This window comes from Polynucleobacter difficilis, from assembly GCF_003065365.1.
GTDB lineage: Bacteria > Pseudomonadota > Gammaproteobacteria > Burkholderiales > Burkholderiaceae > Polynucleobacter > Polynucleobacter difficilis.
In genome coordinates, this window is record NZ_CP023276.1 from 1346608 (window position 1) to 1373304 (window position 26697).

Sequence of the window (26697 nt, forward strand, 5' to 3'; positions counted from 1 at the left end):
TTTTCTATAGAACTTCTATGTCACAAAATAACAGCACTTCTGTAAAGTCAGTCCCAAAGACCAAGCAACTGGCTTTGGTCATCGACCTGAATGTATGCGTGGGTTGCCATGCCTGCGTCACATCTTGCAAAGAATGGAATACCTCGGGATCGGCTGGTCCGCTGACCGACCTCAATGCTTACAGCGCAAATCCAAATGGTGCTTTTTTCAACCGGGTTCAAACCTATGAATCTGGCACCTTCCCCAAAATGGAAACCGTACATTTTCCAAAATCATGCCTGCACTGCGAGGACCCTCCTTGCGTACCGGTATGCCCCACCGGTGCCAGCTATAAACGTGCTGAAGATGGCATCGTGCTCGTTGATTACGATAAATGCATCGGTTGCAAGTATTGCGCTTGGGCCTGTCCTTATGGCGCGCGTGAACTCGATGAAGAACGCCAAGTGATGACCAAATGTACCTTATGCGTAGATCGGATCTATAGCGAAACCTTGCCAGAAAGCGAAAGAAAACCTGCATGCGTTCTCGCCTGCCCCACGAGTGCTCGTATTTTTGGTGATGTCCATGATCCTGAATCAGAAGCAAGCCAAGCAATTGAAAAGCGCTCGGGCTACAAGCTTATGCCGGAGTGGGAAACACAGCCAGCAAATCACTATTTACCACGCTCGATCACCGAAATCATTAATGCAGTAAAGGCAGAAAATAATGCATCCTAGTTTTTCTCTCATTTTCTTCACTACCTTGGCAGGCATGGCCCAAGGCTTGCTGGTTTTTATAGGCCTAATGAGCATTGGTAATGGCGGCCTGCCGGATGACTTCTTGGCCATGTTCGCATTGCCGATTTCATTGGTTCTGCTCATCATTGGATTAATTTCATCCATGTTTCACTTAGGCCATCCTGAAAGAGCCTGGCGCGCTGTATTGATGTGGCGCACCTCTTGGCTATCGCGCGAAGTCATTATTCTGCCAATTTTCATCGGCATTACTTGCCTTGCCCTCCTCTATGCATTCCTTGGGCAGAGTAGTTCTTGGATTTGGGGCGCCCTCATTGCTGCATCGTTCGCCTTATGGGTCTGTACCGCCAAAATCTACCAATGCATTCGTTTTATTCAGGAGTGGGCCCACTTCTCTACCATCATTAATTTCATTATTCTTGGCCTGGCATCGGGCTGGATGCTGCTATCCACCCTGCTCCTGATTTGGTTTGGATCCGAAACAATATCCGTCCTCGCCTTAAGCCAAGTTGGCTTTATTTTGTTAACAGCGGCGATGGTCATCAAGCTCTGGATTTGGAAACGCAATCGAAATCTTCGCCCCATTTCAACCATTAATTCCGCTACTGGACTCAAAGCAAGCAATGTTCGCCAAACATCCATGGGAATGACTGGCGGGAGCTTTAATACCAAAGAGTTTTTTCATCATCAAAGCGATTTGGTGATCCGCAATTTGCGACGCATTACACTCATCGCCGCCTACATTCTGCCGCTGATTACCCTTGTATTCGCAATCAGCCAGGGTCAGGCTGGCTGGATTTTTATGGCATTTGCAATTCATGTTTGCGGCTTAATGGCAGAGCGATTTCTCTTCTTTGCAGATGCAAATCATCCGCAAAATTTGTACTACCAACGGATTTCCTAGGCAGTATTTAGTCGATGCTGCTAGAGGACTATGCGGATGTCTTAATTCATGGACGGGTTCATGTTTCGCCAAAACGCTTAATTGAGCCCGGCCCTACTGCAGATCAAAAAAAACGCATACTCGAATCTGCAAAGGCTGCCCCAGACCACGGCCGTAATACACCGTGGCATTTTATTGAAGTCAGTGAATCAAGCCGGTCTCGATTGGGATCGGTCTTTAAAGCATGCCTACTAGAACGAGATCTGCAGGCCAGCCATATTGAACTGCAGGAAGCGCACGATAAGGCCCTTCGTGGCCCTCTACTGCTTCTTGCTGTTGCCAAACTTGGCATTACTTCGGATGGTGTGAGTGAGCAGGAGAAGATGGTCTCCTTAGGCTGTGCAATTCAGAACATTCTTTTATCGGCCCATGCGCTTGGCTTTGGATCGGGCCTATCCAGCGGCAAAGCAATTACAAGCCAACGCCTCAGGCAGCTTTTTAAACTGCCGCCAGATGACTTTCCAATTTGCTTTATTACGATTGGCACCGTCTCAAAAAATAAGTCCGGCAGCGCATTGCGACCGGACTTATCGGCATACCACTCGATTTTTTAAACTCCCTAGCGGATCGGGTCCGCTGGGGAGCAAAACACTTAGACGTAGTCTTTGTATTTCTCGAGGAAGCGAACTGGCTTTGATAATGCGTCACGACGGAATGGGTCGCCCAATTCCCGAGTACACATAATCTCGAGCACGCAGGTTTTTCCTTCGTTCATTTGCATATCAATTGCTTTTTTAAGCGCTGGGCCCACTTGATCGAGCTGGTCAACCACAATGCCCTCGGCTCCCATGGATTGCGCAATGCCTGCAAAACTAGTGCTCTCTAATTCTCCAGCAACAAACCGGCGATTGTAAAAATCAACCTGATTTTTCTTTTCAGCGCCCCACTGGCGATTATGGAATACCACCGCTGTGACTGGGATGTTATGACGAACCGCAGTCATGATCTCAACCATACTCATTGCCCATGCGCCATCGCCTGCATAGGCAATTGCTGGACGGTCCGGAGCAGCAACCTTCGCACCAATGATTGTGGGCAGAGCGTAACCGCAATTACCAAAACTCATTGGGGCAAAAAAGCTACGGGGCTTTTCAAAACGCAAGTAACTGTTGGCAACCGAATTAATGTTTCCAATATCGGTCGATACCATTACATCGGCTGGCATAGCCTTTTCGAGCTCCCGCAATACCTGTCTTGGGCTGAGATAATTTCCTCCATTAGGAGTACGCTCCTTTTTCTGCTCCTCAATCATGTCAAGGCTAAATGCATCGCGCTCATGCGTCCATTCATCCAGCTCCTTTTCCCAGGCCGCTTTCTCTGCAGCGATGGTTTTGGCGCGCTCTGCTTTTGTCGCATCGCAAACCAAGGTTTTGTTTGCTAGGCGCTGTGATAACGCAATTGCAGCTGCCTTGGCGTCACCGCAGATGCCAACAGAAATCTTCTTCACCAATCCCAGCATTTTGTTATCGGCATCAATCTGGATGATCTTGGCATTTTTTGGCCAATAGTCCATGCCATGTTGTGGCAATGTGCCAAAGGGTCCCAAGCGGGAGCCCAGGGCAATCACCACATCGGCCTGCGCCATTAACTTCATAGCGGCTTTTGAGCCTTGGTATCCCAGTGGCCCGCACCATAGAGGATGACTTGCTGGGAACGAGTCATTATGGAGGTAGCTATTCACTACCGGCGCACCGAGCCGCTCAGCCAATGCCTTACACTCTTCGACCGCATCGCCCATCACAACGCCGCCACCAGAAATAATCACTGGAAATTTTGCTTTCGCTAATAGCTCGGCTGCTTCATTGAGACTGTTCTCGCCGCCTGGGCCGCGATCCAGTCGATTCGGCTGAGGAATCTCAACCTCAATTTCCCCGTAAAAATAATCCCGTGGAATATTTAATTGGGTTGGTCCCATTTCCGACATAGCGCGATCAAAGCAACGACCGGTGTACTCTGCCATCCGCTTGGGATTGTTCACGTGCCCTTGATATTTCGTAAATTCCTCAAACATCGGCAGTTGATTTGCTTCCTGAAAACCACCAAGGCCCATGCCCATGGTTCCGGTCTCTGGCGTAATCATGACTACTGGGCTGTGCGCCCAGTACGCCGCAGCAATGGCGGTGACGCAATTGCTAATACCAGGGCCATTTTGAGCAATAACAACGCCATGACGACCGCTAACACGAGAGTAGCCGTCGGCCATGTGCGCAGCACCCTGCTCATGCACGACGGGAATTAAGCGAATGCCAGCAGGAGCAAAAATATCCATCGCATCCATAAAGGCTGACCCCATAATGCCGAAGGTATCTGTAACGCCGTTCGCGGCCATCGTCTCCACAAATGCTTCCGATGGGGTCATTTTTTGTGGGCCAGTTGTTACAGCGTGATCTGGTTTAGACATTCAAACTCTCCATTAACTGTTTAAGAATAGAACTTTTTTTGCATCTATAAGACATTTGAATGAATTTTAGCATCATTTCAAATAAATGGAACAAATTGTTCTACAATAAACTTGTATTTGAATATATATAGGGAAATCCCGCAGTAAAAATTAAAAAGTGGAATGATAATGTCTACTAAATTGAACGTGCTTCATCTTCCGCCGACCGCAATACCTTGGAAATCACATGCAAAACAGCCCTGAAATAGCCAACCTAATCGACGCAAAACCAACGTTAGGTACCTCCGTTAAAGTCGCTTTTCCAGAGTGCAATTTCAAATGCGATTTCGAAGTGCCACGCTTTTCAGATCCTAGCCCGCTTGTCCCTGCGCTGGACCCAACTTACCAACTCGATAGCGACACAACTATCGCCCTTTTAGCAGGGTTTCGCTTTAACCGAAGAGTTTTGTTACAGGGCATGCACGGCACTGGCAAGTCGACCCACATTGAGCAAGTAGCTGCTCGCTTAAATTGGCCATGCCTGCGCATTAATCTGGATGGGCAAATTACCCGGATGGATCTTTTGGGCAAAGACATCATCACAATCAAAGACGGTCAGCAAGTGACTGACTTTCAACTAGGCCTAGTTCCTTGGGCCCTCCAAAGGCCAGTTGCCCTTGTCTTGGATGAGTACGACGCAGGAAGACCGGATGTTATGTTTGTTATACAACGGATGCTCGAACGCGAAGGCCGCCTAACCTTGCTGGATCAAAATCGAGTAATAGAGCCACATCCCTACTTCAGGATCTTTGGCACGAGTAATACGATTGGCTTAGGCAACTGGAGCAACATCTATCATGGAACACAAGTATTAAATCAGGGGCAGATGGATCGCTGGGACGTAGTTGCTGCACTGAACTATTTAGAACCTCATGCAGAAGAGCGTATTGTCAAAGCGAAAGTTCCCCATTTAAATGCACCTGAGCATGCCGCCATTGCGGCGCAGATGATAGCCTTAGCCAATCTCACGCGCAAGGGATTTGCCGCAGGGGATCTATCTACCCTGATGTCAACCAGAACAGTAATTACATGGGCGGAAAACTGGACTATTTTTGGCGACCTAGATTCTGCCTTCCGTTTAACCTTTTTAAATAAATGCGAATTAGAAGAGAGGCTTCTTATCGCCGAGTACTATCAGCGATGCTTTAATCATGAATTGAATCTGGCGACACCCTCCCTAGGTCAGTAGGAGCAGTTCACCTTGCAGCTGCTTTCATCTGAGGATTTACTACTTCAAGAGCGTTATGGAGCAATCGTACGCTCTATCTCTGGCGATACCCGCATCCAGATGCGGGATTGGAATTTTTACTGCGCCGATGAGTTCATTGGCCAATTGGCGCCCCACCTAAATCCCATTCATTTTTTTGAATCCTGGTCTCATCACCGCGGCATGCTGGATGGCTTGGGATTGCGTATCGCATATTCAGATCCAGTACTTCATCGGAGTATTCAACCTGCCGACTTAATGGGCTCGCTAGTCTTTGAGGTCTTAGAACAAATCCGAGTTGAAAGCATATGCCCCGCTAGCATGATCGGAACAAAGCAGAATATTCAACAGCATTTTGTCGCCTGGCTAAATGAGTTCATGGCCAAAGGGGGGACAGAAGGAAGCATCAACCTACTGTTACTGGCGATATTTGGTGGAACATGGTCGCGACTCAATAATGCAGCCCTCCCACAACTCATGCAGGATACGATTGAAATACCCCGAGCGGAGCTGTATCAAGCCACGGGAATACTGCTAGATAAGCTGAAGCGAAATCGCTTCGATCAGACTAAATTTGTAAAACCAGCCTTGGAAATGGCCCAATTTGTCTCTAATTTGGTCGCTAAAGAATATCAAGATGTACCGAGCATTCGGATTAAACGGCGCAATGCCAGTAAAAATCAATTTCAGATTCCTTGGGAATTCTCAGATAAGCAAAGACATCCTATTGCAGGGAATAGCCCATTTCTAACTGGAATAGCCCAACAGAGCGAAATTTACGAACGTGCTTTAAGTAAATACCGCATTTTTGATACCGCATTTGATGCCGAAATCAAACCGCTTGAAACCATCCGAATAGCTCAACTAACCGCATTTCGAGAAGAAATTGATGAAAAAATTGATAGCTGGTCTATTCCCTGGTCGCGATTCATAAAAACATACACCACACTCTTTTCGGCCCCCATTAAAAACGGATTGGAATCATCAGAGGAGGGATTGCTGAATCGCAAATTATTAAGTCGCGTTGTTGCGTCTTCTAGCTCATTGGCAATTTATCAAAAAGAATATGTACAGCCCAAGCCAAACTCCACCGTAACCTTTCTAATAGATTGCTCCGGATCAATGAAGGAGAATCGCCTCACTATGGCAGCATGGATTGATGTCATGGTGAAGATATTGGACAAAGCCAATATCCCCTGCGAAGTCTTGGGATACACCACGGCAAGCTGGCAAGGTGGTAAGTGCATAAAAGGCTGGCATGCTGCGGGAAAGCCGAAAAATCCAGGGCGATTAAATGAGCAGGCACATTGGATTTTCAAAGACTATAAAACTAGCTGGAGAAATTCCAAGCTAAGCATCGCAGGAATGCTTAAGCCGGACATTTATAAAGAAAGTCTTGATGGCGAGGCATTGCTCTGGGCAGCTAAGCGAAGCTTGTCATACAAGCCCCAATCAAATGCGTCCAATATAGCTTCGGATGAAGTGAGCCACAATATTATCTTGTTATCTGATGGTTGCCCGATGGATCGTGCAACCCAACAAGCAAATGAAGATGAGGACTACTTAATGGATCACCTCAAACTGGCACTAAAATGGACCGAAAAGCAGCCTACACTTCGGGTATGGGGATGTGGAATTGGTCAAGAAATGCGTGGCTTCTTTATGAGACAGCTTAGCTGGAGCGAAAGTGAAACCCCCGTTAAGCTCATTGCCTCTTGGGCTAAAGAACTACAAAAACAGTTGTAAGGAATCAAACTACTAGGCCACCAACTCACTAAAGTATTCGTGATTAGTCGTATTTAAGGTTGACACGCGCCACTCTAGAGGCTCATCTTGTATACCCAAGGCAATTCGTCGAATCACAAGCACAGGAGATCCGGGGGGCAGGCTAAGCCACTCCGCAAATTGCTTGTTAGCAAGGCCGGCGCGTAAACGCTCATTCGTACGCACAACCGTTTGTCCATACTGCATTTGATATAACTGGTAAATACTGCCTTCTCTGGAAATAAAATCGTCACGCGTTAACTTTTTAAATCGCTTTTTGTCTAGGGTAATTTGATCGATCATGACGCAATCGCCGTCAAGATAAAGACGATTGGTAATTCGCCAGATGGGAGACCCTTCTTTTATAGCCAATTTAAATGCTTCTTCCTTATTGGCGACCGCAGAAACAAAACTGGCTAGCTCGACCTTGGGATATACCTTTTTTTCAGCATCGTGCCGAACAATATGGAAAAAATAATAAAGTAGTCGCTTCAGGTCGTGCTCAGCAACATAAGTACCCTTCCCCTGACGTCGAATAACAATTCCTTCGGCGACCAGTTCATCGACCGCTTTGCGAAGCGTGCCAATCGATACATCCAACTCTTTTGCAAAATCTTTTTCGGCAGGCAATGCCTGCCCCATCGGAAAACGGCCCCTGACCAGATCTTCGGTGATCTTTTGCTTCACCTCTTGATAGGCGGTCAGGGACTTCATACTGATAGTGCTTAAGCAGATTCGTATAAACGGGTTAATACGAATTCACGATGGCCGAGAAGCTCAGCAGCAGTCAACTCACCATTGGCGGTGCGCATTAAGGCATCCAACAATTTGTCGCCAGCCGTATCCATATTCTCTTCGCGACGCAAGATTCCTGAAACATCCACGTCGATGTGTTCAGACATCGTGCGAACGGTTTTTGGATTTGCGCAAAGCTTGATAACCGGCAGAATCGGATTACCAATCACGTTACCTTGGCCAGTTGGGAAAAAGTGGGCTGCAAAACCAGCCGCAGCACACAGCGTAACCATTTCAGCAGCGGCAGAGGAGGAGTCCATAAAATGCAAACCGCTCATGGTTGGCTCTTCACCCTTGTCTAAAATGCTGTCAACGATGCATTTTTTACCGATTTTCTGAATGTTGCCCAAGGCTTTTTCTTCGATGGTGGTTAAGCCACCCGCAATGTTTCCTTTGGTAGGCTGAGAATCCGATAAGTCGCTCGTCTTGTGACGCTCGATCACGTCTTGATAGCGATCAAACATCTTACGGAATTTCGCTTTCACTTCAGGCGTACGGCAACGCGCCTCAACCAAATGCTCGCCACCGGTCAATTCTGTGGTTTCGCCAAAAACGAGGGTTGAACCAATGTCATACAACTTATCAAAAGCATTACCTACCGTTGGATTGGCGCCGCAACCCGATGTTGTATCGGATTCACCGCATTTTGTAGAAACCCAAAGCTCGGACAATTTTGCAGGAGTACGTTGCAGGGTTGAAGCGCGCTTCACCATCTTGTAGGCCGCCTTACTTGCCGCTGCAATCGTTGCGGTATCGCCATTGCCTTCAATCCAAAATCCCTCTACGGGCTTGCCAGAAGCTTTAATGCCATCTACTACCCTACCGGTCCATTGTGGCTCAATACCAATTACCACAACCCCAGCTACGTTTGGATTGCAGCCAGTACCAATCAGGGTCCGGAAATGGAGATCCAAGTCCGCTCCAAACTGCAAGCGGCCATAGGGGTGAGGAATTGCCATCGCCCCTTTAATATTATGAGCAACAGCCTCACAAGCGGCATTCGATAAGTCGTCCAAAGGCAAAATAATCACGTGGTTACGAATACCCACGCGGCCGTTCTCACGGCGATAGCCCATAAATGTTGCATCTTTCAAATTAGTCATCTTGTATCTTTCTTAATGAATAGGTCTATATCGTTTTGGATTACCAGCGCTTGGTCTTCACGTTTTGAACGTGGAGGTGTTCGCCTTTTTTAATAGGCGCAACAACCTTGCCAATATCAACGCCGTACTTCATCACGGTGTCACCTGGTTTGAAATCATTTAAAGAGATTTTGTGACCAATTGGAATATCACTCTCTGATTTCATATTCAATGTGATGTCGCCATCCATTACCCATCCAGTTAAGTCGGCTCCAGCTTTAACGCCTTCAACGACCACTACTCCAACGCCATCACCTGGCTCATGCACGACAAAGTGGATCATTTCTCTCTCCTTTAAAATCTTGTTATTAAACTACTTAGCCCAATTCCGGCTAATGCCAGATTGAATTTCTGCCAGCACCGCATCGCCAACATCGATGCCTTGTGCCAGTGCAATTTCACGCTGCTTAAAACGCCGCTGTCCTGGTAATCGAACACCCGCATCGCTCGCCAATACTTTTAAAAAATCACGCATGCGATTGGCGAAGACTTGACCGCCTGCAAGACCTGGATCAATAGTCAATAGAAGCTGACCAATGCGGGGGCGATTGCCCTGCGCATCAAAAAAAGAATCCGCTTCATACGAAAACCGGCTACCAGATAAGCCCACAACCAATAATTCGACGATAAGCGCTAAAAGAGCTCCTTTATCGCCACCCATTGGCACCATCAGCCCCTTAAGCCCCTCATTTGGATTCGTGGTTGGCTTACCATCGATGGTTAAAGCCCACCCCTCGGGGATGGACTCCCCTTTTTTAGCGGCTACCAGCAGCTTACCGCGCGCAACAGCAGATAAGGACATATCAATCACAAGGGGATTAGCCTTGGCCACCGGAAAAGCCGCAGCGAGAGGATTGGTACCAAAGATGGCTTTGCTGCCCCCTGCCATCGGCATGGCAGCAGGAGTATTTCCAAAAAGTAAGGAAATATACCCGGCACGGGCAGCTGCTTCGGTGTAATGACCGGCAACACCAAAATGATGGCTATTCGTCACCGCTACAAGTCCTATGCCATTTTTTGAGGCCAAATTAACCGATAGATCGGTTGCCAGCTTAAGCGCAGGAAAGGCAAGTCCATCGCATGCATCCACCAACGCTGCCGCTGTTTTGTATTTAGTCGCTCTTGGCTTTGCACTTAACTCGATTCGCCCATTTTTAGCATGGCTTGCATACTGACCTACCCGAGCTAGGCCATGGGATGCAAGGCCATCCGCCTCGGCTAAGGCCAAAAATTGAGCTGTTTCCATTGCCGCCTTGCGGTCAATCCCGCTGGCACGCAATCCAGACGACGCCAAATCGACAACCTGCTCGAATGTCATCTTCATTTACTTCCCCCTAAAAACCGAATGATTTCATCTGCAATCATCTGACTTACCCGATCATTGCTTTCGCTTGTTACGCCCGCAATATGTGGAGTAGCAATTAGATTAGTAAGTCCCGCGAAATGGGATAGATCAGTTGCAGGCTCTTTTTCAAAAACGTCCAAGGCTGCACCACCCAGACGACCAGAACGTAAGCGCTCAGCCAGCGCTTTTTCATTCACAATGCCACCACGAGCAGTATTGATTAAACAAGCGCCATGCTTCATTTTGTCTAAGATTTCCGCAGAAAATAAGCCGCGCGTTTCTGGCAAAAGGGGTAAGTGCAGGGTGACTGCGTCGCTGCATGCAAGCAATGAGTCCAATGGCAACATCGCAACGGAAGCATTGCCTAAGTCAACAGAGGTATTCTTAATCATCGGATCATAAGCAACGCATTTCAAACCAAATGCCAGGGCCTTTTGTGCCGTAATGCGGCCAATGCTGCCAAACCCAACAATACCCAATGTCTTGCCCGTGAATTCATGGCAACTAGAAAAATGTGGGCGTGGCCAACTGCCTTCCAAGGTTTGGGTTGTAGCAGGCAAAAAGCCGCGGGTTAAGGCTAGCGCCGTACCAATCACGTATTCCGCAACCGACTCTGCATTCGCGCCAGTAGCCGGTATCACTTTAATGTTTCGCGCTGCACAGGCAGGTAACTCAATATTCTCCAGCCCCACTCCAAGGCGACCAACTACCTTTAAATTAGGGGCACCCTGTAGCAGCTCCTGATTGACTTGCGTCAAATTACGCACAATCAAGGCATCACTATTGTGCAGTGCAGAAATTAACTCAGAACGCTGCTTATAGCTATCCGGAGCATAAGTCACCTCATGCTTAGAACGCAGGGTTTCTAGGGCTTGACTTGTAATGAACTCAGAGATGAAAATAGATGACATATCTACATCATATAGATGATTCAGATGTCTTGCAATACCCTAGTATATTTTTTGTTTTACTTGTATTGTTTAACGATGAAGTAAAGAAAGTATTCAAAACGCAGTGCCCATCAAAAACACGAAGATGTTTAATGGCTTTTAACAACAGGAGAGGTTCATGGTTATGAAGAAAATGAATTCCATTAGAAGAAAAGCAATACAGTTATTTGGCTTGATGTTCATTATTGGATTTGGCTCAGTAGCACATGCCCAAAGCTGGCCAACAAAACCCATTAAGCTCATCATTCCCTTTGCGGCTGGAGGTACGACCGATATTCTGGGGCGCCTACTTGCACAACAGTTAACTAAAGACCTCGGCCAAAATGTGATTGTCGAGAATAAAGGTGGCGCTGGCGGAAACATTGCCGCTGAATTTGTTGCCCAATCGCCAGCGGATGGCTATACCATCATGCTTGCTTCGGGCAGCATGCTAACAGTCAATCCTTATCTATATAAAAATTTGCCTTTTAGTTATTCGAATGACTTTGCCGTCATTACCAATGTAGCTAGCGGCCCTATGCTTCTTTCTGTTAGCAAAAAAATTCCCGCAAATAATCTGGCTGAATTTATTGCCTTCGCTAAAACTAAAGATCTTAATTTTGGCTCCGCAGGAATTGGCAGCCAGGTACATATGGCGGGCGAAAATCTAACCTATGCCGCCGGCATACCAGCTACCCATATTCCATACAAGGGCGAGTCTGCTGCTCTGAATGATTTGGTTGCAGGTCAAATTGACTTTATGGTCGGCAACCTTACTGCCGCCACTGGCTTTGCTAAAGCCGGCCAAATCAAGCCGATTGGCGTTACCAGTGCGAAGCGTGTGCCACAACTGCCAAACGTACCAACGATTGCAGAGGGCGGAATCACAGGGTTTGAAAGCACAGGTTGGTTTGGTTTGGTTGCCCCTGCAAAAACACCCAAAATCATCTTAGATAAAATTTATGATGCCACTGTTAAGGCAGTTAAATCGGAAGCAATGCAAAAAAGTTTGGAAATCAATGGCCTCACTGCCGTTGTTAATACTCCAAAACAATTTACCGAGCAAATTCAAGCAGAGTCCGTTAACTGGGATAAGGTCATTAAAGGTCGCAAAATTCAAGCACGCTAATGCTATAAATTATTGACCCCACTTAAAGCCACGAATACGTTCGTGGCTTTTTTTTTGCGTATTACTGGAACCAATCGGTAACTTGACGGAGTAACAACATCGTCCCTGAGAATATGAGGATAAGGCCCACCGAACGCTTCATTGCGGTTTGACTTAACTTCGTGTGGAATTTAGTGCCTGCTGCGATTCCGATAAAAAGTGGCGTAGCTAAAACAGCAGCCAAGATAAAGACATCTAAACTCAATATCAAGCCCACTGCCACCATAAAAATAAGGCGCAGTATTGTCAGCATAAAGATAGCAAATGCCATGGTTGCCCGCACCACCTTCGGATCGGAAATGCGCATACCCAAGTAAGAGACATATATTGGTCCGCCGGTCGCAAATAAGGCAGTGAAAATCCCCCCGGCCGTTCCAAATGGAAGAGCCCACCATTTATGTATCGCTATGTGCTCTGTTGAACTTTTCTGAAATAGAATGCGCAAACCATTGGCCGCCGCAAAAAGACCTAAGGTTAAGAGCAATGGCTCACTGGGAGAATTCATTAATAAGGCGATTCCAATAGCCATGCCAATTAAGGTGAATGGGAATAACCAAACCAGCTCTTTTTTATTTGCGTCACCGGATACTTTTCGCCCTAAATAAAGTGAGGCGCAAATATCCATCAACACCATCATCGGAACAACGGTAGTCAAGGGATACAACTGAACCAATAGAGGGACGGCAACAATTGAGGACCCAAAACCAGACACGCCAAAAATAAAATAGGCGCAAAAGGTAATAAGCACCGCAAGCGTTACTGGAATGGGCTGTAGGATCTCAAAAATAAATGGCCACCGGTTTCTTGCAAGAGAATTAAGCTGGCTCTGCAACCAAAATGGTCTCGCCTGGCTTTACGCGATTAAAGATAACAGGCCTATTTTCAATCATTAACTCCTCATTGAGTAGCTTCACCGCAGTAAAGTAAGAGGTATCGAGATCACCAGGCTCAGGGAAGTCTTCACGGTAATGCGCACCGCGTGAATTTTCCCGGACAATCGCAGCCTCAGTAACGGATTTACTTACCAAGATCAGATTGCGTAAATTCATCCAGTCTTGCCATGTCAGGTTGTATGCGCGCTGCAAGTCACCCACACCCATCTGGTTTAGGGAGCGATCCAATTCGTCTAGTTTTGTACGGGCCTGATACAGGCTTTCTTTGCTACGCGAAATTCCAACGTCATTCCACATCACTTCCGCTAGCGCATCGCGTATTTGCTCAATATCACCGGGCGCACGCTCCAGCGGCGCTTCATGTGCTTTGATGCTTGCGGCTACTTCCGCCATATTGCACTTGGCCAATGGCTGATTGACCACCCACTTAGCCATAACATCGCCGGCAATTCCGCCAAATACAGTGGAATTGGCGACGCCATTACCGCCTAGGCGGTTAGCACCATGCACTCCCCCAGTATCCTCGCCAGCCGCAAATAGGCCAGGCAAATCGGTGCTGCAATCTGGCTTAAACACCAGGCCTCCCATCATGTAATGGGCGGTTGGAACAACCTCAACCATGTCTTCGGCTAAATTAAATCCGCTATCTGCACAGCGCTCAACCATCCCCTTAAACAATTTCCGGACAGTTTCTGGGCCAAGGTGGCTCATCTGAATATAGACACCACCATTGGGCGTTGCTCGCCCAGCCCGTATCTCGGAATTAATTGAACGTGAAACGATATCGCGGGTTGCGCGCTCATTGCGCGAATCATAGTTACCCATGAAGCGCTCTTTGTTACCGTTCAGCAAATATCCGCCCGCCCCACGCAAACCTTCCTCAAGAACGGTGCCGGTCATGCGGGTGTCAGGTCCTGCCAACAGTCCAGTGGGATGAAACTGCACCATCTCCATATCCCGTAGTACCAAGCCTGCTCGGAGCGCCATCGCCAAGCCATCGCAACTCTTATCACCCGATGGGGTATGGTATTTGTACATGGTGGGCCCACCACCGGTAGCCAGTAAAACCGCCTTGGCGCGAACCAAGGTAAATTGACCCGTTTGCATATCCAGCATGAGAACGCCTGCTAGTGATTTACCATCCTCGCTGCGAATTAACTCCACGGCACGGAATTCCTCAAGACGATGAATACCACGTGCCCATACCTGCTCGGCCAATCGGTTGATAATTTCAATGCCAGTTAAGTCACCCTTATGCACAGTGCGATCAAAGGTCTGGCCTGCGAAGGCTTTTTGATGAATCGTGCCATCGGGGTTGCGATCAAAAAAGCATCCTAGCTCATTCTCGAGTTCTCGAATGCGCTCTACCGAAATACTCGCTAGAGTCCAGGCCAAGTCTTGATCACATAACCACTTACCGCCTTCGATGGTATCCATAAAATGACGCTCCACCGAATCACCTTCAGCCAAGGCTACGTTATATCCACCTTGCACCATACGAGTACAACCGCATTTACCTAAAAGACCTTTAACCGCAATCGTAATGTGTAAATTGGGGTTGGTTTGATGCGCATGGAGGGCCGCAAAAAGACCTGCCCCGCCGGAACCCAAAATTAAGATATCCGTTTCTAAGGTCTTGATATTGAGGGGCGCATTCATGATTCGATTCCTAAGCTTTTGAGTACATCAATCTTATTACGCGCTACGTCACCTTTGACTTCTTGATAGATGCTGCCGCCGTGGCTATCCATCGCCACCAAGAGCGGGCCAAAGTCACGAATCTTAAATCGCCAGAGTGACTCTGGATTGAGATCATCCATATCGACGTCTTCGATTTTTTCAATCCAAGTCGTTTCTAAGGCAGCGGTACCCCCAATAATCGCTAAGTAAACACCGCCGAGTTCGGCAAATGCCTTGGAGGAGCCTTCGCGCATACCTCCTTTACCTACAATCATGCGAACACCATTCTGCGCCATTAGGGGCTGGGTGAAGCGCTCCATGCGATCGGACGTAGTTGTACCAATGCAAATAGGCTCATACCCCGCTGGAAATTCAGGGCTGATTGGCACCTTGCGAACATTGGGCGCAGTATGAATGACGGCATGGCCAGTTAGGTCAAACTTGGTCTTGCGATCATGATCAAACATGTGAATCTGAGTGGCGTCCCGAATGCCAAAGAGGGTATTCTGCAGTGTTACCGTATCGTTGATTTTTAAGCGACGGATGTCAGATTCGCTGACAGGGGTGGGTAAATAGTAATGTGCCATTGCTCTTCCTAGAATCCGTACTCAACACCGCTGGGCGTGAAGGTGGCACGCGCACGTCTTGCCGAATGGCATTGCATATTGACCGCTACTGGGTTCATCGTAATGTGGGTTGCAGCCAATTCGACGTGGACTGCAAACGCAGTGCCGTCACCACCCAAGCCCTGCGGGCCAATACCAAGGCGATTGACGGCTGCACTGAGTTCTTGCTCCAGTTTTGCGCCCTCCGCATCGACGCAGGCACTGCCGATTGGGCGGGTAGCAGCGCGTTTAGCCATGGCCACACACTGATCCGACGTTCCACCAACACCAACTCCAACGATGGTGGGCGGGCAGGTCTTCCCTCCTGATGCAACAACACTCTCAATCACAAATGCCTTCACTCCCAAAATGCCCTCTGCAGGGATGGCCATCTTAAGATAGGAGTTGTTCTCTGAGCCACTGCCCTTTGGAATCATTTCAATCTCAACCACCTCATTGTCAGAGCTGAAATCAAGATGTATTGCTGGCATATCAATGCCGCAGGATGTATGGTTATTTTTACGGGTGATCGGATGTACTACTGAAGAGCGGAGTGGATATTCCGTAGTGGCGCGCTCGCACCCTTTACGAATGGCAGCTTTTAATGCCATGCCATCAAACTCGACATTACGGCCAATCTTGACGTTGTAGATCGGTAAACCCGTATCCTGGCAGAGTAAATTATCTTCCCGCTCCGCTACGGCGATATTGGTGACCATGGTTTGCAAGACAACCTGAGCGCGCTGATCTGTTTCGGATTGATTCAAACGATCGATGCCCTGCTTCACATCGTCTGGTAATTTTTTTAATGCGCGGATGTAGAGCTCTTTACAAGCATCCTCAACCATATTCATCTGTAACTGCATACTGCCCCCAATTAATCTGCTAATGCTAAAAATAATAGGCCGGAGATAATCGAGATCACGATGGCCGCCTGAATCCAACCCTTACGTAATCCACGCCACGCGCCAAACTCAATCATCAGAAGGCGGACGCCGCCCACTAAGTGAACCGTTAATAGGGTCACCAAGCCCCACTCACCGAATTTCACTACCCAAAAATCAGTCAGCTTCAAGTAGCGATCGAGCTCATCGGCCCCAAACAGGGATTGGGACAACAAAAAGAAGTGAATAGGCAAAAAACAGGCGAGCAAAAGACCTGAAATCCGGTGCGCCATATAGATAAAGTAGGACAGGTGTGATTTGGCGCGGTGATCCAGCCTTGGTCTGCTACTCATCGTCCCACTCCACCCGTAAAGACACCAATCACGGCAGCGGTTCCCAATACCAATATCAGGACAGCCAAAACCCAGGGCAATACGATCAAACCACTAGAGCGCGGGAAGTTCTCACGCAAAATATTGGCCAAACCAATCGGCGCATGTACAAAGCAAGCCAACACAAATACTTCATAAAAAATAGCAAATAGCCAATTACCTTGAGTGCGGCCTAAGATCTCGCCCGCAGTAAGGCCGCCGCGGATGGCGTAAAACATAATAAATAAATGAATCGCTACACACAAACCGAGTACCATGGCGCTGATGCGCTGGGCATACCAGAGTCTCGCTTGTAGGAGTGCGGTATTGCTAATCGCCAAACTCACAACTTACCCCATTTCGTACCGCGCACAGCAGCCCTAGCCACTAGCTTTTTCAAGCCCGAAATGCCAGCAGTCGGCTCTAGCTGCTTAGGGCAGCGCTCTGTACAGCTGCCATGGGTGTGGCAGGTATGGCAACCCGCATCACCCGCTACTGCACGCAGTCGATCCAATTGCTGTGTATCCCGCACATCGTTGGTCAGGGTCCAAGCGCGATTGAGCGCAGCTGGCCCTAAATAATCAGAGCGACTGGCTACCACATCGCATGATGCATAACAGACAGCGCAGCCAATGCACTCAATACCGGCATTGGCTAGTTGGCGCTCCTCTGAATCGGGCTTTACGATGGCAAAATCATCGTGGCGCGTTTGCTCGCCCTTGAAAAACCCAACTGCCCCTTTCCATTTATTAAAAAACTCACGCATATCCGTTGCGAGGTCTTTAATGACAGGTAAGTTATTCAGTGGTGCAATCTCGAGGGAATCGCCCTCCACAATCTTTGCAACGTGGGTACGGCAGGTCCAGCGCGCCACTCCATTGACCGTCATTGCGCATGAACCACACATCCCGACTCGACAAGCAAACCGATAGCTCAGGGTTGGATCTAGCTTACGCTGAATGTAGGTCACCACATCCAAAACAGTTTGATTGGAATTACGCGGCACAAGGTACTCAACAAACTCGCCTTGCTCGGCTCCGCGCCATACTTTGACTTTGAGGTTTACGGTAGACATGGCAAAATTATATCGGGGTATAGTAAATAATAAATCGAATTGTTTTTTTATCGAGATAAAGAAATTCTTTACTATAATGAAGCCATGTCCAGCATTCGTGTACTTAAAAACTTCATTGCGATTAGTCGCCACGGTAGCGTTGCTGCCGCTGCCCGAGAAATCGGGCTTACCGCGGCAGCGGCTGGCCAACAATTACAACACTTGGAGGCAGAAATAGGCATTGCCTTATTCGATCGGAATAAACGCTCTTTGGTATTAAATAACCACGGCAGAGGCTTAATTGAGCCGATTCAGGACATCATTGCGCGATATGAGTCTTTGGGAAGCGGCCTCAAAAATGAATTGAGCGGGACAATTGTTCTGGGTGCCTTAGTCTCAACCCTGATGGGGCATTTTGGAAAGGCCTTGGATGAATTAAAGCGCAACTATCCGGAGCTTGAGATTAAATTGATTGCTGGATTATCGAGTGACTTCCTCGATCAAGTCCTGGATGGCAAGCTGGACGCAGCCATTGTCACGGAGTCGCCGTTTGCGCTACCCCAAAGCGCCATGTGGACTGAGCTATACAAAGAACCCATGGTTCTCATCCTGCCGCAAACAGGACAAAAACGCAGTCGATCAACGGCAAGCGATGAAACCATACCAAAGAACTTACCCTTTATTCGGTTTGAGCGAAAAACATGGACCGGTCATTTGGTGGATCAAACCATCAAAGTGAATAAACTCGCCATTAACGAAGGCATGGAAATCAACTCCGTTGAAGCAATTATTGAGCTGGTTAGACAAGGCCTTGGCCATTCAATCATTCCGCAACTGGCCAACGTGGATTGGAAGCATGATCAGCGCCTGCGTATTCATACTTTGCCAGGAAAAACTATTTATAGAAAAGTGGGCTTGCTCGAGCGTAAGCGGCATGGAAGGCAAAGCATTACTGCGGCTATTAAAGCCCAATTCTTAAGCGTGCTTTCATAAAGCACTGGGGGCTTATTTCAAGCGCAATTAATGATTTTCTTTGGCGTGGTTGATCGAGTATTTTGGTATCTCAACTACGAGGTCATCTTTCGCAATAATGGCCTGGCACGACAGGCGCGATAAAGGATTGAGTCCCCATGCCCGATCCAGTAAATCTTCCTCGTTTTCATCCGGTTCATTCAAGCTGTTAAAGCCTTCACGTACGATCACGTGGCAGGTAGTGCAGGCACATACCATGTCGCACGCATGCTCAATGGGTATATCGTTTTCCAGCAAGGCCTCGCAAATGCTAGTACCAGGAGAAACCTCGAGCACTGCACCCTCAGGGCAATATTCAGTGTGCGGCAAAATCACAATTTGGGTCATTGCTTGATCTCAATCGTTTAATTAAATTTCGGAAACGCTTTTGCCCGTTAAGGCCTTTTGAATACTCGCATTCATGCGCTTTTGCGCAAAATCATCGGTTGCTTTGGCGGCATGATCAACAGCGCGTCGCAACACATCGCTATCTTCTTCTGAGGACAAAATGCCTTGCAATGTTGCCATGGCATGATCCACCGCAGTACGCTCAGCATCGCTTAATAAATATCCATCGCTAGTTACCGCAGCCTGCACTGCATCCAGTAAGCGCTGAGCCGATACCTGTTCTTCACGCAGGGCTCTCGCTTTTAAATCAACTTGGGCAGATGCAAAGCCATCTTGGAGCATCCGTGTAATGTCTGCATCGCTTAAACCATAGGATGGCTTGATATCGATCGAAGCCTCAACGCCCGAGCCCTGCTCGGTTGCCCGCACCGATAACAAGCCATCGGCGTCCACCTGAAAGGTCACACGAATGCGCGCTGCTCCAGCCACCATGGGCGGTATACCGCGAAGCTCAAACTGGCCGAGTGAGCGGCAATCCGCCGAGGTTTCACGCTCACCTTGAACTACATGCAAGGCCAAGGCGGTTTGGCCATCTTTGAAGGTCGTAAATTCTTGTGCCCGAGCAACGGGTATCGGCGTATTACGCGGAATAATCTTTTCTACTAAGCCGCCCATGGTCTCAATACCAAGGGAGAGCGGAATCACATCGAGCAACAACCATTCTTCATTCTTGCCTTGGTTGCCGGCCAGCAAGTCAGCTTGCATTGCAGCGCCCATGGCAACGACTTGATCGGGATTCAGATTATTTAATGGGGCTGTACCAAAAAGCTCACCCACCGCGCGCTGTACATGTGGCATGCGCGTTGCGCCGCCCACCATAACGACGCCCTTTATTTCTTCTGCCTTGAGTCCGGAATCACGCAATGCCTTACGTACCGCCGCCAATGTTTTGGCGACCAAGTTTTGGGTCATTTCAAAAAATTGCGCCTGGCTGACACCCACATTAACAACCGTACCGTCACTCAGCGTCTGGTGTACCCGAGCCAACGGATTATGGCTTAGTTGTTCTTTGGCTGTTTTGCAGGCCATCAGCAAAGCGCGGTGGTCTTGAATCGAAATAGGGGCTAGCTTGGCTTGTTCGATCACCCAGCAGTACAGGCGATGGTCAAAGTCATCGCCGCCCAATGCCGAATCACCGCCAGTAGATAAAACTTCGAATACACCCTTACTCATCCGCAAAATGGAGATATCAAAGGTACCGCCGCCTAAGTCATAAACTGCATAAAGGCCTTCAGATGCGTTATCGAGTCCATAGGCAATGGCTGCTGCAGTTGGTTCATTGAGCAGGCGCAGGACCTCGACCCCCGCTAATTTGGCGGCATCTTTTGTGGCCTGTCGCTGGGCATCGTCAAAGTAGGCTGGAACCGTAATCACAGCACCCACGATGTCATCATTCACCGAATCTTCAGCTAACTGCCGTAGGCGCGCTAAGATTTCCGCGGACACTTCGATGGGACTCTTATCACCGGCTACCGTACGCAGCTTCAGCATACCGGGTTGGTCCACAAAGTCGTATGGGGCATTTTCCAAATGATCTACATCACCGAGGCCGCGACCCATAAAGCGCTTGACTGACACAATCGTATTCTTGGGATCACTGACTACGCTCTCAAGCGCCTCAAATCCAGCTTCGGTTCGACCATTTGGTAAATAGCGCACAACCGATGGAAGTAATTCGCGCCCTTGCTCATCCGCCAAGACCTTTGGCAAAGCATCGCGCACCACCGCAACCAAGGAGTTGGTAGTACCGAGATCGATACCAATAGCAATGCGCCGCTGGTGCGGCGCAAGCGACATACCGGGTTCAGAAATTTGTAATAAAGCCATTGATCTTTAACTCAAGCAAGTGCCGCAATGGCGTCATCTAATTCAGTAGCAAATTTATCGATAAACAAAAGGCCGCGAAGCAATTCGGCTGCCCGCTGGTAATTATGCGTTCGATCCATTGCTTCGGCTAATTCAACCAACGCAGCCTGATATGCCGAGTCGACTTCAGTCGCCAATGCATCGAGTGCAGCAAAATCATCTGCGCTCTCCTCCAGACTATCGCGCCAGGCCATTTGCTGTAATAGAAATGCCGTTGGCATGGCCGTATTCGTTTCTAAGTTAGCCTCAACGCCATGCAGTTTGCATAGGTACAAGCCGCGCTGAATCGGGTGCTTTAAGGTTTGGTGTGCAGTATTGGCCAAGGTAGCCATTTGCATTGCAATCCGCTGCTCACTGTCGCTACCTTGGGTATGGCGATCAGGATGAACTTCCTTTTGGATTGCGAGGTAGGCCTGATCCAGCTGCGCTAGATCCAAACTGAATTGCGGACTTAAACCAAAAAATTGAAAGTAATCCTCAGACGCGGAATGATTCGCCACAACCACACTCGTCCTTCATGTTTGGATTTTGAAACTTAAAACCCTCATTGAGGCCCTCTCGCACAAAGTCGAGTTCGGTGCCATCAAGGTATGCCAAGCTTTTCGGATCCACAAAAATCTTTACCCCATTGGATTCAAACATCTGATCTTCTGGAGCGACGTTGTCCACATACTCCAACTCATAGGCTAAGCCAGAGCAGCCCGTTGTTCGAACGCCCAGACGCAAGCCGCACCCTTTGCCACGCTTCTGAAGATTGCGGTTGACGTGTGCAGCTGCTTTTTGAGTGAGTGTAATTGCCATAAGGGATTCCTAAGTGCAGATCAACTTAATTGCCGGGGTGCTTTTCTTTGTAATCCTGAACAGCCGCCTTGATGGCGTCTTCGGCCAAGATGGAGCAATGAATTTTCACCGGTGGCAAGGCCAATTCTTCTGCGATTAAAGAGTTTTTAATCTCCAAAGCCTGATCCAAGGTTTTACCTTTAACCCACTCGGTCACGAGCGACGAAGATGCAATCGCCGATCCACATCCGTAGGTTTTGAACTTCGCATCTTCAATGATGCCCTGCTCATTCACCCGAATTTGCAATTTCATGACATCGCCGCAGGCTGGCGCACCCACCATACCGGTGCCGACGTTGTCATCGGTTTTTGCAAACGAGCCCACATTACGGGGGTTCTCATAATGATCAATTACTTTATCGCTATATGCCATGGTTCTTTCTCCTACTGTCTTAATCTGTTTAGTGGGCAGCCCACTGAATCGTACTCAAATCAATGCCGTCTTTGAACATCTCCCATAAAGGCGACAGTTCGCGGAGCTTGGCGATCTTTTCTTTAACCAGTTGCACCGTAAAGTCAACCTCTTCTTCGGTGGTAAAGCGGCCAATGGTAAAGCGAATGGAGCTGTGTGCCAGTTCATCATTGCGGCCTAGGGCACGCAATACATAGGATGGCTCCAAGGATGCAGAAGTACATGCTGATCCCGATGAAATCGCGATGTCTTTCAAGGCCATCAACATCGATTCACCTTCAACGTAATTAAAACTAATGTTGAGGTTGTGTGCCACGCGCTGATCCATATCGCCATTGACATAGACCTCTTCGATACCCTGCAGGCCACTTAAGAGGCGATCGCGTAACGCACGAATGCGTTTGTTTTCTTCAATCATGTCTAGGCGGGCAAATTTAAACGCTTCACCCATGCCGACAATTTGATGCACTGGCAATGTTCCAGAGCGCATGCCGCGCTCATGACCGCCACCATGAATTTGCGCTTCAATCCGAATGCGGGGCTTACGACGCACAAACAACGCGCCAATGCCTTTAGGGCCATAGGATTTGTGGGCAGAGAAGCTCATTAAATCCACTTTGATTTTTTCGAGGTCAATTTCAATCTTGCCGGTCGCTTGCGCTGCATCCACGTGTAGGATGATGCCCTTCGAGCGTGTGAGCTCGCCAATCCGAGGAATATCCTGGATCACACCAATCTCATTATTGACGTACATCACCGAAACCAAAATCGTATCAGGACGAATGGCTGCCTGCAGCACATCAAAATCAATCAAGCCGTTGGGCAATACGTCCAGGTAGGTTACTTCAAACCCTTCCCGCTCGAGTTCGCGGCAGGTATCCAGGGTTGCCTTGTGCTCGGTTTTAATGGTGATGAGGTGCTTGCCCTTCTCTTGATAGAAGTGCGCTGCGCCCTTTACTGCCAAATTAATACTCTCGGTTGCGCCACTGGTCCACACAATCTCGCGGGGATCGGCATGCACCAACTTCGCCACCTCATTGCGCGCCTCCTCAACAGCCTCTTCTGCAGCCCAGCCAAAGGCATGGCTGCGTGATGCCGCATTGCCGAACTGCTCGCGCAGATACGGAATCATCTTGTCGACCACGCGTGGATCAATCGGCGTGGTGGCAGAGTAGTCCATATAGACTGGAAAATGCTTGGGGCTAAACAGCGATACGGGCTGGATGGCTTTGGTTTCAGGTGCGTTCATAAATAAATCTTCAGTAGTAAACGATGCAGTATTAAAACTTAACTTTGCCGAGCAAGGTTAAAGACGGAATTGACGAGTAAGGGCTTAGCAGCAATGCTGGATTCTTTTTTTGCGAGCGGCGCAGGCGCTACTTTCATAACCTTGATTGGCTCTACCTTGACTTTGCGCTCACGCAGATCGTGCACAACCTGACCGCGGTCTGCTTGTTGCGCGACTAAATCACGGAGCGACACGGACGCAAGGTATTCCACCATGCGGGTATTGAGGTTGGCCCACAAATCATGCGTCATGCAGCGACCATGTTCCTCATCATCGCCATGGCAATTGCCTTTTCCACCACATTGGGTTGCGTCCAAAGGCTCGTCCACAGCAACAATAATGTCGGCCACACTAACCTCTTCGGGCTTGCGCGCCAAGGTATAGCCGCCGCCAGGGCCGCGTGTACTCTCAACGATGTTAAAGCGGCGTAACTTACCGAACAGTTGCTCAAGGTAAGAGAGTGAAATGTGTTGCCTTTGGCTAATGCCAGCTAGGGTTACGGGGCCATGGGCCTCCCGTAGCGCCAAATCAATCATGGCGGTTACTGCAAAACGACCTTTTGTTGTAAGTCTCATATGGCACCTTGGTAATGGATTGTTATGGACAGCGCACAGTCGGGCGGGTAATACCCAACCGTTATCGTCAAGAATAACAGATACCCGACTAATTTGCTCGGGTACTACCCATTTTGGCTATAGGGTGTCTTGGGACAGGGCTCCAAAGGCCATTTCTTTGACCTTGCTGAGGCGATCACGGGTTGCGGCCGCCTTTTCAAACTCGAGATTCTTGGCTTCGGCGTTCATTTGCTTCTCTAGGCGCTTGATTTCTGCCGAGAGCGCCCGCTCACTTAGCCCGGCATAGTGGGCCTGCTCTTCTGCAGCCACAAACTCGGAACGCTTCTCTTTAACGTCGTAAACACCATCAATGATGTCTTTGATGCGCTTACTGACACCACGCGGCTCAATGCCATGCTCCTTGTTAAAGGCAATTTGCTTAGTGCGACGTCGCTCAGTCTCATCCATCGCGCGGCGCATCGAATCCGTAATGCGATCGGCATACAAGATTGCCTTGCCGTTCATGTTGCGCGCCGCCCTACCGATGGTTTGAATCAGACTGCGTTCCGAGCGCAAAAAGCCCTCTTTGTCCGCATCCAAAATCGCCACCAGCGATACCTCCGGAATATCCAAACCCTCTCGCAGTAAATTAATTCCAACGAGAACATCAAATGCGCCCAGCCGCAAGTCCCGAATAATTTCGACGCGCTCCACCGTATCAATATCGGAGTGCACGTAGCGCACCTTGACGCCGTTGTCAGATAAAAAGTCCGTGAGTTGCTCGGCCATCCGTTTGGTTAGTACCGTGACTAAGACGCGCTCCCCCACTTTCACACGCTCATGAATTTGATTGAGCAAGTCATCCACTTGCGAGCTTGCTGGCAACACCTCAATCTGCGGATCCACGAGACCCGTTGGCCTAGCTACTTGCTCAACCACCTGCCCCGTTTTGCTGGCCTCATAGTCAGCTGGCGTAGCCGACACAAAAACCGCTTGGCGCATTTTGGTTTCAAACTCTGGAAACTTTAGCGGCCGGTTATCAAGCGCCGATGGCAAACGAAAACCAAAGTCTACTAGCGTTTGTTTGCGTGACCGATCGCCGTTGTACATGGCGTTTAACTGACCAATCATGACGTGACTCTCGTCCAAGAACATCAAGGCATCTTGGGGTAGATAGTCAACTAAGGTGGGCGGCGACTCGCCTGGTTTGGCGCCCGACAAATGGCGCGAGTAATTTTCAATGCCTTTGCAAAAGCCCAACTCATTGAGCATCTCCAGATCAAAGCGCGTACGCTGCTCTAAACGCTGTGCCTCTACCAGCTTGCCATCTTTCACAAACTCCGCCAAGCGATCGCGCAATTCGGTTTTGATGGTCTCAATGGCGTTCAGCACAGTTTCCCGAGGCGTGACGTAATGCGAGCTGGGGTAAACCGTAAAGCGCGGTATTTTTTGTTTGATGCGGCCCGTGAGGGGGTCAAAAAATTGCAGGCTTTCAATCACATCGTCGAATAACTCAATCCGAACTGCGAGCTCATTGTGTTCGGCAGGAAAAATATCGATGGTGTCACCGCGCACACGAAACACACCCCGCTGAAAATCCATTTCATTGCGGTCATATTGCATCGCAATTAAGCGCGTCACAATCTCGCGCTGGCTCATTTTGTCGCCAGGCCGCAGAGTCATGACCATGCTGTGGTAATCGCCTGGATTGCCGATACCGTAAATCGCCGAGACCGACGCCACAATCACGACATCACGTCGCTCCAACAAACTCTTGGTGGCAGACAAGCGCATCTGTTCAATGTGCTCATTGATGGCCGAATCCTTTTCAATAAAAAGATCACGATGCGGCACGTAGGCTTCGGGCTGGTAATAGTCGTAATAGCTCACGAAGTATTCAACCGCATTACGTGGAAAAAACTCCCTGAATTCGCTATAGAGTTGTGCGGCCAAGGTCTTGTTCGGGGCAAAGACGATGGCAGGCCGACCCATGCGGGCAATCACATTGGCCATGGTGAAGGTTTTACCCGACCCCGTCACGCCCAATAGGGTTTGAAAGGACAGGCCATTCTCAATTCCGGCGACCAACAGATCAATGGCCTGGGGCTGATCCCCCGCTGGAGGAAAGGGCTGATACAACTCAAATGGCGAGTCCGGAAAACGCACAAACTTAGCCGGATCCAGCCCTTCTGGCGCGCTGCTGAGCGGCAGCTCTGCCTCTAGGCTCGCAGCGATGGGTTTAGGGCTTGGTTTCGGGGACTTTGGAGGCATCTCGGCTATCATTTCATCTGCAAACAATTTCACAGAGAATTTCACATAAACGTTGATTTTGCCGTTTTTATCTAAAGATAGTCAGCCATTCCT

At 48.8% G+C, this 26697-nt stretch carries 28 protein-coding genes; 7 read left to right on the plus strand and 21 right to left on the minus strand.

Annotated elements, in window-relative coordinates:
* Positions 1-17 precede the first annotated feature (17 nt).
* The 3 genes from AOC34_RS06830 to AOC34_RS06840 are packed head-to-tail and all read left to right on the plus strand — an operon-like array spanning position 18 to position 2231.
* The gene (locus tag AOC34_RS06830; RefSeq protein ID WP_108469365.1) at positions 18-716 is read left to right on the plus strand and encodes a 4Fe-4S dicluster domain-containing protein; all 699 of its coding nucleotides are present in this window, start codon (positions 18-20) and stop codon (positions 714-716) included.
* On the plus strand, positions 706-1638 hold the full coding sequence (locus AOC34_RS06835; protein WP_108469366.1) for a dimethyl sulfoxide reductase anchor subunit family protein: 933 nt from the start codon (positions 706-708) through the stop codon (positions 1636-1638). Before AOC34_RS06830 ends, AOC34_RS06835 begins: the two co-directional genes overlap by 11 nt.
* A gap of 14 nt (positions 1639-1652) precedes the next feature.
* Positions 1653-2231, plus strand: a complete 579-nt coding sequence (locus tag AOC34_RS06840; protein WP_108469367.1) for a nitroreductase family protein — start codon at positions 1653-1655, stop codon at positions 2229-2231.
* 38 nt (positions 2232-2269) lie between these two features.
* Here AOC34_RS06840 and xsc read toward each other — a convergent pair whose 3' ends face one another.
* A complete protein-coding gene (gene xsc / locus AOC34_RS06845) occupies positions 2270-4078 on the minus strand; it encodes a sulfoacetaldehyde acetyltransferase (RefSeq protein ID WP_234408063.1) in 1809 nt (602 codons plus the stop codon).
* Between the two features lie 226 nt (positions 4079-4304).
* Here xsc and AOC34_RS06850 point away from each other — a divergent pair, with 226 nt between their 5' ends.
* Positions 4305-5306 (plus strand): AAA family ATPase, encoded by a 1002-nt coding sequence (locus tag AOC34_RS06850; RefSeq protein ID WP_108469368.1) that lies wholly within the window; start codon positions 4305-4307, stop codon positions 5304-5306.
* A gap of 12 nt (positions 5307-5318) precedes the next feature.
* Positions 5319-7070 carry a cobaltochelatase CobT-related protein gene (locus AOC34_RS06855; RefSeq protein ID WP_159074834.1) on the plus strand — a complete coding sequence of 584 codons (1752 nt, stop codon included), beginning with the start codon at positions 5319-5321 and terminating at the stop codon, positions 7068-7070.
* Between the two features lie 12 nt (positions 7071-7082).
* On the opposite strand, the gene AOC34_RS06860 is transcribed toward AOC34_RS06855, so the two are convergent.
* Genes AOC34_RS06860 through AOC34_RS06880 form a run of 5 tightly spaced genes read right to left on the minus strand, consistent with a single transcriptional unit; the run spans position 7083 to position 11281 of the window.
* A complete protein-coding gene (locus AOC34_RS06860; protein ID WP_108469370.1) occupies positions 7083-7802 on the minus strand; it encodes a GntR family transcriptional regulator in 720 nt (239 codons plus the stop codon).
* Between the two features lie 11 nt (positions 7803-7813).
* Entirely contained in the window at positions 7814-8986 is a 1173-nt protein-coding gene (locus AOC34_RS06865; protein WP_108469371.1) for a UxaA family hydrolase, read from the minus strand.
* Between the two features lie 40 nt (positions 8987-9026).
* Positions 9027-9308 (minus strand): flagellar biosynthesis protein FlgA, encoded by a 282-nt coding sequence (locus AOC34_RS06870; protein WP_108469372.1) that lies wholly within the window; start codon positions 9306-9308, stop codon positions 9027-9029.
* A 30-nt stretch (positions 9309-9338) separates the two neighbouring features.
* Positions 9339-10349, minus strand: coding sequence for an Ldh family oxidoreductase (locus AOC34_RS06875; RefSeq protein ID WP_108469373.1), 1011 nt, complete (start codon positions 10347-10349; stop codon positions 9339-9341).
* Complete coding sequence (locus tag AOC34_RS06880; protein WP_108469374.1) at positions 10346-11281, minus strand: hydroxyacid dehydrogenase; 936 nt, start codon at positions 11279-11281, stop codon at positions 10346-10348. The genes AOC34_RS06875 and AOC34_RS06880 overlap by 4 nt, the downstream gene beginning before the upstream one ends.
* 157 nt (positions 11282-11438) lie before the next feature.
* On the opposite strand from AOC34_RS06880, the gene AOC34_RS06885 reads away from it, so the two are divergent.
* Positions 11439-12428 (plus strand): Bug family tripartite tricarboxylate transporter substrate binding protein, encoded by a 990-nt coding sequence (locus tag AOC34_RS06885; RefSeq protein ID WP_199908278.1) that lies wholly within the window; start codon positions 11439-11441, stop codon positions 12426-12428.
* A 61-nt stretch (positions 12429-12489) separates the two neighbouring features.
* Here AOC34_RS06885 and AOC34_RS06890 read toward each other — a convergent pair whose 3' ends face one another.
* From AOC34_RS06890 to AOC34_RS06920, 7 genes are all read right to left on the minus strand, one after another.
* Positions 12490-13215, minus strand: a complete 726-nt coding sequence (locus AOC34_RS06890) for a sulfite exporter TauE/SafE family protein (RefSeq protein ID WP_159074835.1) — start codon at positions 13213-13215, stop codon at positions 12490-12492.
* A 67-nt stretch (positions 13216-13282) separates the two neighbouring features.
* Entirely contained in the window at positions 13283-15019 is a 1737-nt protein-coding gene (locus AOC34_RS06895; RefSeq protein ID WP_108469377.1) for an L-aspartate oxidase, read from the minus strand.
* Positions 15016-15627, minus strand: coding sequence for a fumarate hydratase C-terminal domain-containing protein (locus AOC34_RS06900; protein WP_108469378.1), 612 nt, complete (start codon positions 15625-15627; stop codon positions 15016-15018). Before AOC34_RS06900 ends, AOC34_RS06895 begins: the two co-directional genes overlap by 4 nt.
* An 8-nt stretch (positions 15628-15635) precedes the next feature.
* Entirely contained in the window at positions 15636-16511 is an 876-nt protein-coding gene (locus AOC34_RS06905) for a fumarate hydratase (RefSeq protein WP_108469379.1), read from the minus strand.
* 11 nt (positions 16512-16522) lie between these two features.
* Entirely contained in the window at positions 16523-16882 is a 360-nt protein-coding gene (sdhC, locus tag AOC34_RS06910) for a succinate dehydrogenase, cytochrome b556 subunit (RefSeq protein WP_108469380.1), read from the minus strand.
* Positions 16879-17247 carry a succinate dehydrogenase gene (locus AOC34_RS06915; protein WP_234408064.1) on the minus strand — a complete coding sequence of 123 codons (369 nt, stop codon included), beginning with the start codon at positions 17245-17247 and terminating at the stop codon, positions 16879-16881. Before AOC34_RS06915 ends, sdhC begins: the two co-directional genes overlap by 4 nt.
* Positions 17244-17975 (minus strand): succinate dehydrogenase/fumarate reductase iron-sulfur subunit, encoded by a 732-nt coding sequence (locus tag AOC34_RS06920; protein WP_108469381.1) that lies wholly within the window; start codon positions 17973-17975, stop codon positions 17244-17246. The genes AOC34_RS06915 and AOC34_RS06920 overlap by 4 nt, the downstream gene beginning before the upstream one ends.
* An 84-nt stretch (positions 17976-18059) precedes the next feature.
* Here AOC34_RS06920 and AOC34_RS06925 point away from each other — a divergent pair, with 84 nt between their 5' ends.
* Positions 18060-18947, plus strand: coding sequence for a LysR family transcriptional regulator (locus AOC34_RS06925; RefSeq protein WP_108470101.1), 888 nt, complete (start codon positions 18060-18062; stop codon positions 18945-18947).
* A gap of 27 nt (positions 18948-18974) precedes the next feature.
* On the opposite strand, the gene fdx is transcribed toward AOC34_RS06925, so the two are convergent.
* The 8 genes from fdx to uvrB all read right to left on the minus strand — a co-directional run bounded on the left by fdx (position 18975) and on the right by uvrB (position 26616).
* A complete protein-coding gene (gene fdx, locus AOC34_RS06930) occupies positions 18975-19313 on the minus strand; it encodes an ISC system 2Fe-2S type ferredoxin (RefSeq protein WP_108469382.1) in 339 nt (112 codons plus the stop codon).
* Between the two features lie 21 nt (positions 19314-19334).
* Complete coding sequence (hscA, locus tag AOC34_RS06935) at positions 19335-21200, minus strand: Fe-S protein assembly chaperone HscA (protein WP_108469383.1); 1866 nt, start codon at positions 21198-21200, stop codon at positions 19335-19337.
* Positions 21201-21211: 11 nt separating this feature from the next.
* Entirely contained in the window at positions 21212-21739 is a 528-nt protein-coding gene (hscB, locus tag AOC34_RS06940; RefSeq protein WP_108470102.1) for a Fe-S protein assembly co-chaperone HscB, read from the minus strand.
* Entirely contained in the window at positions 21717-22040 is a 324-nt protein-coding gene (gene iscA, locus AOC34_RS06945; RefSeq protein WP_108469384.1) for an iron-sulfur cluster assembly protein IscA, read from the minus strand. Before iscA ends, hscB begins: the two co-directional genes overlap by 23 nt.
* A gap of 25 nt (positions 22041-22065) precedes the next feature.
* Positions 22066-22452 (minus strand): Fe-S cluster assembly scaffold IscU, encoded by a 387-nt coding sequence (gene iscU, locus AOC34_RS06950; protein ID WP_108469385.1) that lies wholly within the window; start codon positions 22450-22452, stop codon positions 22066-22068.
* Positions 22453-22480: 28 nt separating this feature from the next.
* Positions 22481-23740: an IscS subfamily cysteine desulfurase gene (locus AOC34_RS06955; RefSeq protein WP_108469386.1), complete on the minus strand. Its 1260-nt coding sequence runs from the start codon at positions 23738-23740 to the stop codon at positions 22481-22483.
* Positions 23741-23778: 38 nt separating this feature from the next.
* Entirely contained in the window at positions 23779-24354 is a 576-nt protein-coding gene (locus AOC34_RS06960; RefSeq protein WP_108469387.1) for a Fe-S cluster assembly transcription factor, read from the minus strand.
* Positions 24355-24471: 117 nt separating this feature from the next.
* A complete protein-coding gene (uvrB, locus tag AOC34_RS06965) occupies positions 24472-26616 on the minus strand; it encodes an excinuclease ABC subunit UvrB (protein ID WP_108470103.1) in 2145 nt (714 codons plus the stop codon).
* Positions 26617-26697: the final 81 nt, after the last annotated feature.